Here is a 12493-nt window from a genome sequence, read left to right on the forward strand (position 1 = left end):
GATCCCTGTTCGGCGATCGCCGATACTCCAGTAGTATGCAGAATTCATACTGATTCATACGATGACATCGCGCCGACGCATTACGTGTGAGTTTCTAACAACCACATATTTATACTGAGATACATATGAGATTCGTAGCCATGTCGAATGATAGCACGTTTGCAGAGCGGCTCAAACGGCGTCGGTTCGTTCGTCTGAGTGGCGGTGCCGGAGTCGCGGCCTTGGCGGGGTGCAGTAGTCAGGAAGACCTCCAAGGCGACGGTGGTGACGGCGGTGATGGGTCGTCCGACGGTTCCGACTCGGAGGACGGCTCCGACTCGGCGGACGGTGAGGACGGTGGGGCGGGCGACAGCGACCCGATCGGTGTCGGTGTCGTGATCCCGTTCAGTGGTGACCTGAGTGACTTCGGGCAACCGATGCTGAACGGCCTGGAAATGGCGTTAGAGGATATCAACGCCGCCGGTGGGCCGCTCGGCAGAGAGATCGAACTGTTCGACGAGGACTCGGAAACCAATTCGACTGCGGGGGTCAACGCGGCGAACTCCCTCGTGAACACGCAGAACGTCTCAGGACTGATCGGGGCGGTTTCGAGCGGCGTGACGATCAGTATCGCCCAATCAGTGAGTATTCCGAACGAGGTTCTGCACATCACGTCTGCGTCGTCGTCACCGACGATCAGCACGCTCGACGACAACGACCTCGTGTTCCGGACGCGGACGAACGACCGGTTCATCGCGCAGGTCATGGCACAGATCATCGAAGACGAGGGAGCGGACTCCGCGGCAGTTCTCTACATTAACAACGATTTCGGGGCGGCGCTCGCAGACACGTTCGAGGAAACGTTTAGCGGGACGACGACGGCCACGGTCGGGTACGAGTCCGGACAGTCCTCGTACCAGCAGGCGTTGTCCGAGCTGTACGCCGACGATCCGGAGTTCATCGCGTACGCCGGGTACCCGGAGAGCGGGACCACCATTCTGAATCAGTGGAACGAGGAGGGGTACGGTGGGAACTGGGTGCTGCACACGAGTCTCCTCTCACAGGACTTCCTCAACAACGTCGGCGCGGATATCCTCAACGGGATGTACGGCGTGCGGACGCTCCCGCCCACTGGTGACGCAACGAGTAGCTTCGAAGCGGATTACGCCGACGCGTACCCGGACGCCGACCTGTTCTCGCCGTACTCGTGGAACTCGTACGACGCGCTCGTTTCCTACGCGCTCGCGGTCCATCACGCCGGGACGACCGATCCGAACACGGTCAAGGAAAGCATGCGTCCGGTCTCAAATCCCGATGGTGACACCGTGAGTTACGCGGAGGTCGGCGACGGATTCGACCTGATCGATGACGGGACGACGATCGATTACTCGGGGCCGAGCGGGCAGGTGAACTACGACGAGAACGGCGACGTCGCCAGTGACATGGTTATCGTGCAAGTCGAGGACGGCGAGTTCGTCGATCAGGAAACGATTCCGGCCGGTGACCTGATCTAACGATTTCGCATCCTGTAGCCGAACTACGGGATGCCCGCGCTCTATCACCAACTCATCCATGATTGGCAGCTACACTCAACGGGTGCATCGGCCTCTCCGCGGTGGGAGGACTAATGACTAGCAGCGATATCCGTGTCGGCGTCGATATCGGGGGTACGTTCACCGATCTTGTCACGATCTCGGACGGAACGCTCGACGTTACGAAGACGTCTTCGACGCCTGAAGCGCCGGAAGACGGCGTCACGGACGGACTCGAACAAACGCGTGAGAAGACGGGGGTTCAATTCGAGGACGTCGATTTCTTCGCGCACGGGACGACGGTCGCGACGAACGCGGTACTCGAGGAAGACTGGGCGGACACCGCGTTAGTCACGACCGGCGGCTTCCGCGACGTGCTCGAAATCGGGCGGCAGGCGCGTCCCGACATTTATGACTTCCAAACGGAGAAACCGGCGACCGTCGTTCCCCGAAACCACCGGTACGAGATCCCGGAACGGCTGGACGAACGGGGCGACGTGTCGACACCGCTCGATGAAGCGGCCGCTCGTGACGTCGCAGCGCAACTCGTGGACGCGGATATTTCGAGCGTTGCGATCAGCCTCCTCTTCTCGTACGAGAACGACGAGCATGAGCGTCGCATCCAAGAAATACTGGAGGCAGAAGGCGTTGACGCGTCGTTCTCGCTGTCGAGCGAGGTGCTGCCCGAGATCCGCGAGTACGAACGGACGTTGACGACCGCGCTCAACGCGGCGCTAAAGCCGGTAATGGACCGGTATCTCGGGAATCTCGAGACACAGATCGCCGACCTCGGGATTCGCCCGGACCTCGAGATCATGCAATCGAACGGCGGTATCATCACCGCCGATATCGCGCGGACGCGTCCGGTCAACACGCTGCTTTCGGGCCCGGCAGCCGGCGTCCAGGGGGCGAGTTACGTGGCCGGGCTCGCCGGCATCGAGAATCTGATCACGATGGACATGGGCGGCACGTCGTGTGACGTCTCGCTCGTCGAAGGTGGCGATCCGATGGTCGCCACCGACGTGGAGGTCGGCGCCTACCCGGTCAACGTGCCGATGATCGATATTCACACGGTCGGCGCCGGCGGCGGCTCGATCGCGTGGATCGACGACGGCGACGCGCTCCGCGTCGGGCCGCGGTCCGCGGGCGCCGACCCGGGACCGATCTGTTACGGTCGCGGCGGCACCAGCCCGACGATCACGGACGCGCAGCTCCTCTTGGGGCGGCTGAATCCCGACGCGTTCCTCTCCGACGACCTGTCTGTCGACGTGAACCGCGTCGAGGAGATCTTCGAACGGGAGCTCGCCGACCCGCTCGGGAAGTCCGTCGAGGCCGCCGCGCAGGGCGTGCTCGACGTCGCCAACGCGAGCATGGAGCGGGCCCTTCGGGTGGTGTCGGTCGAACGCGGGTACGATCCGCGAGACTTCGGGCTCGTCGCGTTCGGCGGGGCCGGGCCACTCCACGCGACGACGCTCGCCGCCGAACTCGATATTCCGCGGGTGCTCATCCCGCGGACCGCCGGTGTGCTTTCCGCGCTCGGGTTACTGATCAGCGACATCCTGTACGACTACAGTACCTCTCGCGTTCGGAACTGGGAGGGTGTCGAGCCGAGCGACCTCCAAGCGACCTTCGACGAGTTCGTCGCTAACGGCCGCGAGCAGTTAGCGAACGAGAACTTAGACGAGTCACAGATGCAGTTCGAACGGTCGGTCGACCTCCGGTACGCCGGGCAGTCTTTCGAGCTGTCCGTCCCGATCCCTGACGGGCCGCTCGATTCCCAGACGAAGGCCACGATCCGAGACCGCTTCCACACCAAGCACCGACAACGCTACGGGCACGCCTACGACGACGAGCCGATCGAGCTCGTCACGCTTCGCACGCGCGCTCGCGGCGTCGTCGAGACGCCCAACCTCCGGCAGGACACGAACACGGGGGACGTCGCGGACGCGATCGTCGAGGAGCGGCCGGTTCAGTTCGACGGCGAGGTGCGTGACACGCGCGTCTACCGGCGGGAGCAGTTGCCGCCCGCCGGCAGTTTCACCGGGCCGGCGATCGTGGAGGGCGCGGAGAGCACGGTCGTCGTCCGCCCGGAGCAGTCCGTCGAGGTGGACGAGTACGGCAGTCTCATCGTGGAGGTCCACTCATGAGCGACTCTTCAGCCATCGATTCGGTAACGCTCGAGGTGACCCGGAACGCGGCCGCGGCGGTCTGCGAGGAGATGAACGCGAACCTGATCCGGACGGGGTACTCTCCGAACATCAAGGAGCGGCGCGACTGCTCGTGTGCCCTGTTCGACGCAGACGCCGAGATGATCGCACAGGCGGAGAACATGCCGGTGCACCTCGGTTCGATGCCGTTCTCGGTTCGAGCCGCAGTCGACCGGTTCCCGCGCGAATCGCTGAACCCCGGCGACGCGATACTGCTCAACGACCCGTTCTACGGCGGGGCGCATCTCCCGGATCTCACGCTCGTCACGCCGGTGTATCACGACGGCGAGCTCATCGCGTTCACCGCGAACCGCGCGCACCACGCGGACGTCGGCGGCTCGCACGCCGGGAGCGTCTCCGCGGATTCGACCGAGATCTATCAGGAGGGACTCCGGATCCCGCCGGTGAAACTCTTCGAAGGGGGCGACCCGAACGACGCCGTCTTCGAGATGATCCTCTCGAACGTCCGGACGCCGGACGAACGTCGCGGCGACCTCCGGGCGCAGGAAGCCGCGAACGAGACCGGACGGCGGCGGTTCGGCGAGCTCGCGGACCGGTACGGGGCCGACAAGCTGGGAGTCGCGCTCGAGGAGATCAAAAACTACTCCGAGCGCCGGATGCGGTCGGAGATCGAGTCGCTGCCCGACGGCGAGTACTCGTTCGAGGACGTGCTCGATGACGACGGCGCTGGAAACGTTGACCTTCCGATCGAGGTCACGCTGACGATCGACGGCGACGAGATCCTCGTCGATTTCACCGGCACCGCGGATCAGACCGCCGGTCCGGTCAACGCGGTCTTCGCCGTGACCGCGTCCGCGACCTACTACGCGGTTCGCTGCGTGACCGACCCGGAGATACCCCCGAATCACGGGTGCTATCGGCCGATCACGATCGAGGCGCCCGAGCAGAGCATCGTGAACCCGGACCCGCCCGCGGCCGTCGTCGGCGGGAACCTGGAGACGTCACAACGCGTGACGGACGTCGTGCTCGGCGCGTTCGCCGAGGTCGTTCCCGAGAAGGTCGTCGCGGGCTCGCAGGGCACGATGAACAACGTCACGTTCGGCGGGGAGGATCCCCGGTCGGACGAACCGTACGCGTTCTACGAGACCCAAGGCGGTGGGTTCGGTGGACGCGCCGGGAAAGACGGGTTGGACGGCGTGCACGTCCACATGTCGAACACGATGAACACGCCCGCGGAGGTGCTCGAAACCGCCTACCCGCTCCGCGTTGCGCGGTACGAACTCCGTGAGGATTCGGGCGGGGCGGGCGAGTTCCGCGGTGGACTCGGCCTGCGTCGTGACATCACCGTCAGGGACCACACGGCGACGTTCAGCCTCCTCGCGGACCGGCAGACGCATCGTCCGTACGGGCTGCTGGGCGGCACCGACGGCGACTCCGGGAGCGCGGTCCGTATCGATCCCGACGGCGACACCGAGCGGCTGCCGCAGAAATCCACGCACTCGTTGCCCCCCGGAACGACGGTGAGTATTCGAACGCCCGGCGCCGGCGGGTACGGCGACCCGACCGCCCGATCGAAGGCCGCGATCGAACGAGACCTCCGTACGGAGAAACTCTCGATCGGGCACGCCCGAGACCTGTACGGTGACGCGGTGATCGACGAGATCACCGGGTCGGACACAGACGCCGTGAGCGACGGTGGACAATCCGATGAATGAGTCACACCAACTCCCCGCTTGGCCTGCGGATTGCGCCGCATCTCGCCGTCGTGAGCATGGGCTACGTGATGTTCGGGTACGCCGGCGTCCCGGAATTCTACCTGAACCGGTACGACATCGGCTACGCGTCGTTCGGCCTCATGCTCTCAGCGACGCTGCTTCCGTTCGTCTTGGTGCAGTGGCCGGCGAGCAAACTCGTGGAGCGAACCACGACGACCCGACTGCTGATCACCGCGACGGTCGTCCAAGCGGGGCTCGCGGTGACCGTGGACTTCGCCCCGACGTTTCCGGCGGTGCTCGGCCTCCGGTTCCTGTGGGGAATCGCCGCCGGACTGGTTCTCAGCGTCGGTGCGACACACGTCGCTCGCCTCTACAGGGGGGACGCCGCGAGCCGGCAACAAGGCGTGTACGGCGGGATGCTGACGCTCGGCGGGGCGTTCGGCTTCCTGATCACGCCGCGGCTCGTGACCGCGACGAACGGGATCGGTATCCACGCGCTCGGCACGCTTATTGCGATTCCTGCCGTCGGTATTTTGTATCTCAATCGCGCCGATCGACTGACGGCCCCGTCGGAAACGGCGTCCGACGCCGCCGGCGCATCGGTACTGACGAATCCGGTCGTCGTTCTCGCGTCGCTCTGCTACGTCGCCGCCATCGGATCGTACCTGACGCTCTCGGCGTTCATCACCTCGTACTTCGAGGACCTCGGACTCCTCGGTCCGTTGAACGCGCTCGTTCTCGGGGTCGCAACCCTCGGCCGGGCAGCGGGCGGGAGCGCGGTCGTCGGCTTTCGGATAACCGACCCGAAAATCATCGCGGGAGCTTCGACAGTGGCCGCACTCGGGTTCGGCACACTCGCCGCAGCGCCGTCGGGCCCGCTTCGCGTCGGACTCCCGCTCCTCGTCATGCTGGCGGTGTCAGTTCCGTTCGGCGCGATATACAACGTCGCCGCGGGCGCGACTGCCGCCGAAGGCAGCGCGCTAGCGATGGTCATCGCGGTCGGCAACCTCGTCGCACTCGTGTTACCGGTCGTCACCGGCTCCATCCGGGACGCCACCGGGGGGTACGAGGGCGCATTTATGATACTGGTCGGACTGAACACGCTCGCAATCGGTGCAGCGGTCCTCATCACGCGAACACACTAATGACACGACACTCGCCGCCACACCGGAGTCGTCCCGCTCGCGGAGGTGCACTCCATGGTTAGCGCCGGTCTCTTGGACGCGACGGTCCAAGGGCTGATCACCGGTGCAGTGATCGCCGGCGGAGCGCTGGGACTCTCCCTCATCTACGACATCGCGGAGGTCCCGAACTTCGCACACGGAGACATGATCACGATCGGCGCGTACCTCGCGCTCGTCTTCAACAACCCGGGCGAGATACCGTTCCTTCCGGACTTCGGATCCGCCCCGTTCGTGCTCGCAGCGGTCATCGGAGTCGTGCTGGCCGGCGTCCTCGGCGCGGTGTACGAACTCGCTATCTTCCGGAAATTCCGCGAGAAAGACGCGGACCTGATCACCATGGTGATCGTGTCGCTGGGTCTCGCACTCGTGTTACGGAACGCCGTGCTGTTCCTCGTCGGCTCGAAGAACATCCAGTACCAGACGCCCCGCGTCATCACCACGAACTTCGATTTCCTCGTCACGGGGGGCGGACTCACCGTCATCACGACCCAACGACAGGCCGGTGAACTCGTCACGACCGGGGCGTGGGGGTACCCGTGGTGGCTCATCGTCGCCGGGATCCTCGCCGCCGTCGCGGTCGGGTACGCGGTCTTCGCGCTCTACCGCCAAGAGGAAGATTTCACCACGGTCTACCTCATCCCGCCGAAAATCCTGGGTGCCGCCGGGAGCATCGCTACCGTCCTCCTCCTGGGCGTGTTCGCACGGCTCGGCCCGCAGGGAACCGACTACATTCTCGGCACACAGATCGGCCTGAACGTCAAGCACATCACGATACTCGCAGTGGTCATCGCCGCGATGTTCGTCCTCAACGTGATCTTGAAAACCACCAAACTGGGGCGCGCGATGCGCGCGACCGCGGACAACATGGATCTCGCGGAAGTCCGCGGCGTCGACGCCGACAGAGTGCAACTCGTCGTGTGGGTCGTCGCCGCGATGCTCGCCGCGCTCGCCGGGATCCTCACCGGGTGGTTCGCAACGAACCTCACGCCGAACATGGGGTTCGCGTTGTTGCTCCCCATCTTCGCGGCTGTGATCCTCGGCGGGATCTCCTCGCCGTACGGGGCGGTCGCGGGCGCGATGATCATCGGACTGAGCATGGACGTCGGCGTCTACCTGATACCCGGCTCGTCGACGTACAGGGTGGCGATCGCGTTCGTCATCCTGATCGGCGTCCTGCTCGTCAAACCCGAAGGCATCTGGGGTGATGTCTAATGGCCGTCGCTGACTTCATCATCTCGCTCCTGACGTTCATCGCGATTTACAGCCTGTTCGGTATCGGCCTGAACCTCAAATTCGGGTTTACCGGCCTCATCGACTTCGGCCACGTCGCGTACTTCATGATCGGAGCGTACGTGACCGTGGTCCTGACGATGCCCGCCGGTGCCGCCGGGTACGGCGGTATCGGCGGCTTCGCACTCCCGGAGCTGTTCGGTGTTCTCGGCCCGCTCGGGAGTCTCTTCGGGTGGGTCCTCGGTGTCCTCGGCGGTATGATCGCCGCCGCGCTAGTCTCTCTCGCGGTCGGCGTGCCGACGCTGCGCCTCCGGGAAGACTACCTGGCTATCACGGCGCTCGGAATCGCCACGATCCTCACCACCGTGGTGAACGACGAGGAATGGCTGTTCAACGGGCCGTTCGGCATCAACACCGTTTACACACCGCTTCGTGACGTCTTCCCGCTCAGCCTGGGCGGCTTCACGCTGAACATGGCCGTCTTCGGCGTCCTGTCACTCGCCGTGTTCGGGCTCACCGGCTACTGGCTCGTGAAGGTGTTCCAACACCGAGGTCGCCGCGGGAGACTCGTCCTCGGCGTCTTAGTCCCGCTCGTCGCCGTCTGGTACTTCGTCCTCCCGACGCTGAGCGGCGGCATGGTCGAACTCACCCGGAACACGCTCTGGCTGTTCGACCCGACGGCCGGCCCTAACGGCGGAATGGATTACGACCGGTTCATCCTCCTGCTGTCGGTCGCGGCGCTCGGCGGCGGGTACTGGATAACGGAGCGAACGATCAACAGCCCGTACGGCAGGGTCCTGCGAGCGATCCGCGAAGACGAGGACGTCCCGCGAGCGCTCGGGAAAGAGACGTTCCAGTACAAGCTGCAAGCGCTGATGCTCGGGTCGGCGCTCGCCGGGGCCGCCGGGGCGCTGTGGGCGATCAATATCGGGTTTATCGCTCCCGACCAGTTCGCCGCGACGATCACGTTTTACGCCTTCACGGCCGTCATCGTCGGCGGCACCGCCAACAACAAGGGCGTCATTCTCGGCACCGCGTTCTTCTGGGGCATCCGCAACGGAACGCGGTTCATCGACGTCCCGTCTCAGTACTCCATTCAACTCGCAGCGGCCCGCCTCATGCTGATCGGCGTCGTGCTGATACTCATCCTGTACTACCGGCCCGAGGGCCTCCTCGGCGAACAGGACTACGACATCCCGCTGCCGTCGCGGGACGCCTCCGGAGGGACCGACGATGTCTGAACAGAACACACCGACCCCGACGCCCGACGCAACGCCAACAGACAGCCCGGCGGTGGGAGATGACCGCGACCCGATTCTTCGAACCGAAGGGATCACCAAACAGTTCGGCGGCATCACGGCGCTTGACGGCGTCGATCTGACCGTCGATACCGGCATCACCGGACTCATCGGCCCGAACGGTGCCGGGAAGACGACCCTGTTCAACTGTCTCACCGGCTTCCACAAGCCCGACGACGGGCGGGCCCGCCTCTACGAGACGGACATCACCGGCGAGGAGCCGCCGGCCATCGCCCAGCACGGCATGGTTCGGACCTTCCAAATTCCGCGTGAGCTCGCCGACATGACCGTGTTCGAGAACCTGCTTCTGGCCCCGATGAACCAGCACGGTGAACGGCTCCGTGGCGCGTGGATCCGGGGAGACCAGTTCGTCGAGGAAGAGCAGACGATCCGAGACCGGGCCCGCGAAATCGCGGCGTTCTTCGAGATCGACCACCTACTCGACGAGCCCGCCGGCAGCCTTTCGGGAGGCCAGCGGAAACTCCTCGAAATCGCCCGTGCGCTGTTGACCGACCCCGATATCGTCCTGTTGGACGAGCCGTTAGCCGGAGTGAATCCGACCCTCGAACAGAAGATCCTCGGTCGGATCGAAGACCTCGTCGAGGACGGCTACTCGTTCCTCCTCATCGAACACGACATCGATCTCATCATGGACAACTGCGAGCGCGTCGTGGTCATGCACCAAGGCACGGTCCTGACGACGGGCTCTCCGGAAGCGGTCCAGTCAGACGAGCGCGTTATCGAGGCGTACCTCGGCGGTGATGACGTATGACGGTGCTCGAAATCGAGGGGTTAGACGCCGGGTACGGGGACCTCCAGATCCTCTCGAACGTCGATATGACTGTTGAAGACGATGAATACGTGACCATCGTCGGGCCGAACGGCGCGGGGAAGTCCACGGCGATGAAATCCGTCCTCGGGCTGACGACGTACATGGACGGGTCGATCACGCTCAACGGGGAATCCATCGAGGGGATGGACACGAACGCCGTCATCGAGCGAGGGATCAGCTACGTACCACAGAGCGACAACCTCTTTCCCTCGATGACGGTTCGAGAAAACCTCCTCATGGGCGCGTTCAGCCTGCCGGAGGTCCCCGAAGAGCGATTGGCGGAAATTCTCGACCGATTCCCGATTCTGAAAGAGCGGCAACGGCAGCGCGCCGGGACCATGAGCGGTGGCCAACAGCAGATGTTAGCGATGGGGTCGGCGCTGATGGTTGACCCCGACATCCTGTTACTAGACGAGCCGTCCGCGGGGTTGGCACCCGAGCTCGTCGAGGACATGTTCGACCGGATCGACGAGATCAACGATGCGGGCACAGCCGTTCTGATGGTCGAACAGAACGCGAAGAAGGCGTTACGGCGCTGCGATCGAGGGTACGTCCTCGTGAACGGCGAAAACGCGTACGAGGGGCCGGGCGAAGAGTTACTACACGACCAAGAAGTCCGCGAGCGGTTCCTCGGTGGATGATAAAGATACGAGCGCATACCCCCGTCTTTAGGCGGGGGTCAAGCGGACAATAGCCTACACACCCACCGACGACGCCAGCGCTGTCACGTCTGTTCGACTCGACTCGCAGCCCACGCGGATCCGAAGCCGTAGACCGAACTCGTGTCCAGCGTTCAAGTACGTGGCACGCAACGTGAAGCCGTGACTGACGACGCGTCCGCTCCCGAGAACTCCGGTGTCCCGACCGTCTCCTGTGCTCGGTGTGGCCGCGAGTGGGAGCTTGACCACGAGCTGGACGACCTCCACGCCGGGAACCGCGCGGTCGAACAGTTCGCGCTCGACCACGAACGGCACACCGGTCACTACCCGGACGACGTGACCCCGTGGACCGTTCGGTGCCAGCACTGTCCGGACGGGGAACAGTTCCTTTCCGAACGCCCTGCTCGGCGCTGGGCGACCACCCACGCACGCCACACGCGTCATACCGTCCACCTCGAAGGCCCAGACGAAACGGACGACGTCGTTTCGTCCGGGGCCAGCGAGTCGCAGCCGTAGGAACCGATTACGGAGAATCGAGGCAACTGCCTCGCGTTTAGCGCGGGGAGGATGCCGAGGGACCGCTCGCGGTCCGGTCGTCGCTCCACGTGAAGTAGCTCGCCAGCGCGGGGCCGCTGACGTTGTGCCAGACGCTGAACAGCGCGGGGATAAGCGCGGCCGCCGGGTCGAACAGCGACGCCGCGAGCGCCACCGCGAGCCCGCTGTTCTGGAGACCGACCTCGAACGTGGTCGTCCGCACGCGGTCCTCGGACATGCCGAACGCGCGGCCGACGCCGTAGCCCGCGCCGAGACCGATGCCGTTGTGGAGGACGACCGCGGCCAGCACGAGCGCGCCCGCGGTGAGGATGTTGTCGACGTTCGCGCCGACGACGCCCGCGACGATGGCGACGATGGCGACGACGCTAATCACGGGGAAAACGTCGACGCCGACCGCCGCGGCCTTCGGCGAATAGCGGTCGAGGGCGTACCGAATCCCGAACCCGAGCACGACCGGGATGATGACGATCTGGACGATGCTCGTGAACATCTCCATGAACGTCACGTCGACGGCTTCCCCGAGGATGAACAGCGTCCACGCGGGCATCACGACGGGTGCCGCGAGCGTCGTCACCGTCGTGATGGCGACGGAGAGCGCGACGTCGCCGCGGCCGAGGTACGTCATCACGTTCGACGCCGTGCCGCCGGGCGCCGCGCCGACGAGGATGAGTCCGACCCCGATCGCGTCCGGCAGGTCGAAGAGGAGGTAGAGCGCGTACGCCGCCAGCGGCATCACGAGCCACTGCGTGATCGCGCCGATGCCGACGTCGACGGGGCGCTCGACGAGCCGCTGGAAGTCCTCGGGCTGGAGGGTCAGCCCCATCCCGAGCATGATGATGCCGAGCAGGGGGTTGACGTAGTCCAGCACCGGGACGAACGCGGTCGGGTAGACGAGCGCGAGGCCCGCCGCCGCGATCACCCAGACGACGAAGTACTTGCTCGCGACCTGTGCCGCCCGCGAAATTCCGCCCGTAACGCTCATACGGTTACCGCGACAGTCCGCGGAAAGAAAGCTTCCCTTACTGGCAGAATTGCGGGACGCCTCCCGCCTCGGTGTGACCAACGGAATCGCTGGGGCCAAACTAGTCTACCAGATCGAGATCGCCGCGGCGCTCCCGATGCATGATGCCGGTGAACAGCCGAAGTTTCGAAACGAGCTCGGACTCGGTCTCGTGTGTCGCTACTCGCAAGTCCCATCGCACCTGTGCGGATCGTATCATCACGCTCGTCACGTCAGCTTCGTGCACGAAGATCAACCGGTCACCGTGGGTTTCCGAAAGCGCTTCGGGAACGCTTCCGGCTGCTTCTCCGACGCCGAAATTATGTCCGAGTCTCTGTGTC

Annotated in this window: 10 protein-coding genes and 1 pseudogene; 9 read left to right on the forward strand and 2 right to left on the reverse strand. The window is 64.7% G+C overall.

All coding sequences use genetic code 11. The features are described from left to right. Positions 1–140 precede the first annotated feature (140 nt). The 9 genes from Hrr1229_RS10540 (at position 141) to Hrr1229_RS10580 (ending at position 11113) form a co-directional block, all read left to right on the forward strand. Complete coding sequence (locus Hrr1229_RS10540) at positions 141–1493, forward strand: ABC transporter substrate-binding protein (RefSeq protein ID WP_176329396.1); 1353 nt, start codon at positions 141–143, stop codon at positions 1491–1493. Between the two features lie 113 nt (positions 1494–1606). After that, positions 1607–3658: a hydantoinase/oxoprolinase family protein gene (locus Hrr1229_RS10545; protein WP_123112937.1), complete on the forward strand. Its 2052-nt coding sequence runs from the start codon at positions 1607–1609 to the stop codon at positions 3656–3658. Next, positions 3655–5394: a hydantoinase B/oxoprolinase family protein gene (locus Hrr1229_RS10550; RefSeq protein ID WP_123112936.1), complete on the forward strand. Its 1740-nt coding sequence runs from the start codon at positions 3655–3657 to the stop codon at positions 5392–5394. The genes Hrr1229_RS10545 and Hrr1229_RS10550 overlap by 4 nt, the downstream gene beginning before the upstream one ends. After that, positions 5391–6539: an MFS transporter gene (locus Hrr1229_RS10555; protein ID WP_176329397.1), complete on the forward strand. Its 1149-nt coding sequence runs from the start codon at positions 5391–5393 to the stop codon at positions 6537–6539. The genes Hrr1229_RS10550 and Hrr1229_RS10555 overlap by 4 nt, the downstream gene beginning before the upstream one ends. 54 nt (positions 6540–6593) lie before the next feature. Then, positions 6594–7790 carry a branched-chain amino acid ABC transporter permease gene (locus Hrr1229_RS10560; protein WP_123112934.1) on the forward strand — a complete coding sequence of 399 codons (1197 nt, stop codon included), beginning with the start codon at positions 6594–6596 and terminating at the stop codon, positions 7788–7790. Then, on the forward strand, positions 7790–9049 hold the full coding sequence (locus Hrr1229_RS10565) for a branched-chain amino acid ABC transporter permease (protein ID WP_123112933.1): 1260 nt from the start codon (positions 7790–7792) through the stop codon (positions 9047–9049). The genes Hrr1229_RS10560 and Hrr1229_RS10565 overlap by 1 nt, the downstream gene beginning before the upstream one ends. Continuing rightward, positions 9042–9878 (forward strand): ABC transporter ATP-binding protein, encoded by an 837-nt coding sequence (locus tag Hrr1229_RS10570; protein ID WP_176329398.1) that lies wholly within the window; start codon positions 9042–9044, stop codon positions 9876–9878. Before Hrr1229_RS10565 ends, Hrr1229_RS10570 begins: the two co-directional genes overlap by 8 nt. Further along, positions 9875–10579: an ABC transporter ATP-binding protein gene (locus Hrr1229_RS10575; RefSeq protein WP_123112931.1), complete on the forward strand. Its 705-nt coding sequence runs from the start codon at positions 9875–9877 to the stop codon at positions 10577–10579. Before Hrr1229_RS10570 ends, Hrr1229_RS10575 begins: the two co-directional genes overlap by 4 nt. Positions 10580–10759: 180 nt before the next feature. Next, a complete protein-coding gene (locus Hrr1229_RS10580; protein ID WP_123112930.1) occupies positions 10760–11113 on the forward strand; it encodes a hypothetical protein in 354 nt (117 codons plus the stop codon). 37 nt (positions 11114–11150) lie between these two features. On the opposite strand, the gene Hrr1229_RS10585 is transcribed toward Hrr1229_RS10580, so the two are convergent. Then, positions 11151–12134 carry a bile acid:sodium symporter family protein gene (locus tag Hrr1229_RS10585; RefSeq protein ID WP_123112929.1) on the reverse strand — a complete coding sequence of 328 codons (984 nt, stop codon included), beginning with the start codon at positions 12132–12134 and terminating at the stop codon, positions 11151–11153. A 100-nt stretch (positions 12135–12234) separates the two neighbouring features. Further along, positions 12235–12483, reverse strand: a pseudogene (locus Hrr1229_RS18195) (hypothetical protein); the annotation flags it as partial. Positions 12484–12493: the final 10 nt, after the last annotated feature.

Origin of the sequence: Halorubrum sp. CBA1229 (genome assembly GCF_003721435.2) — an archaeon.
Lineage (GTDB): Archaea > Halobacteriota > Halobacteria > Halobacteriales > Haloferacaceae > Halorubrum.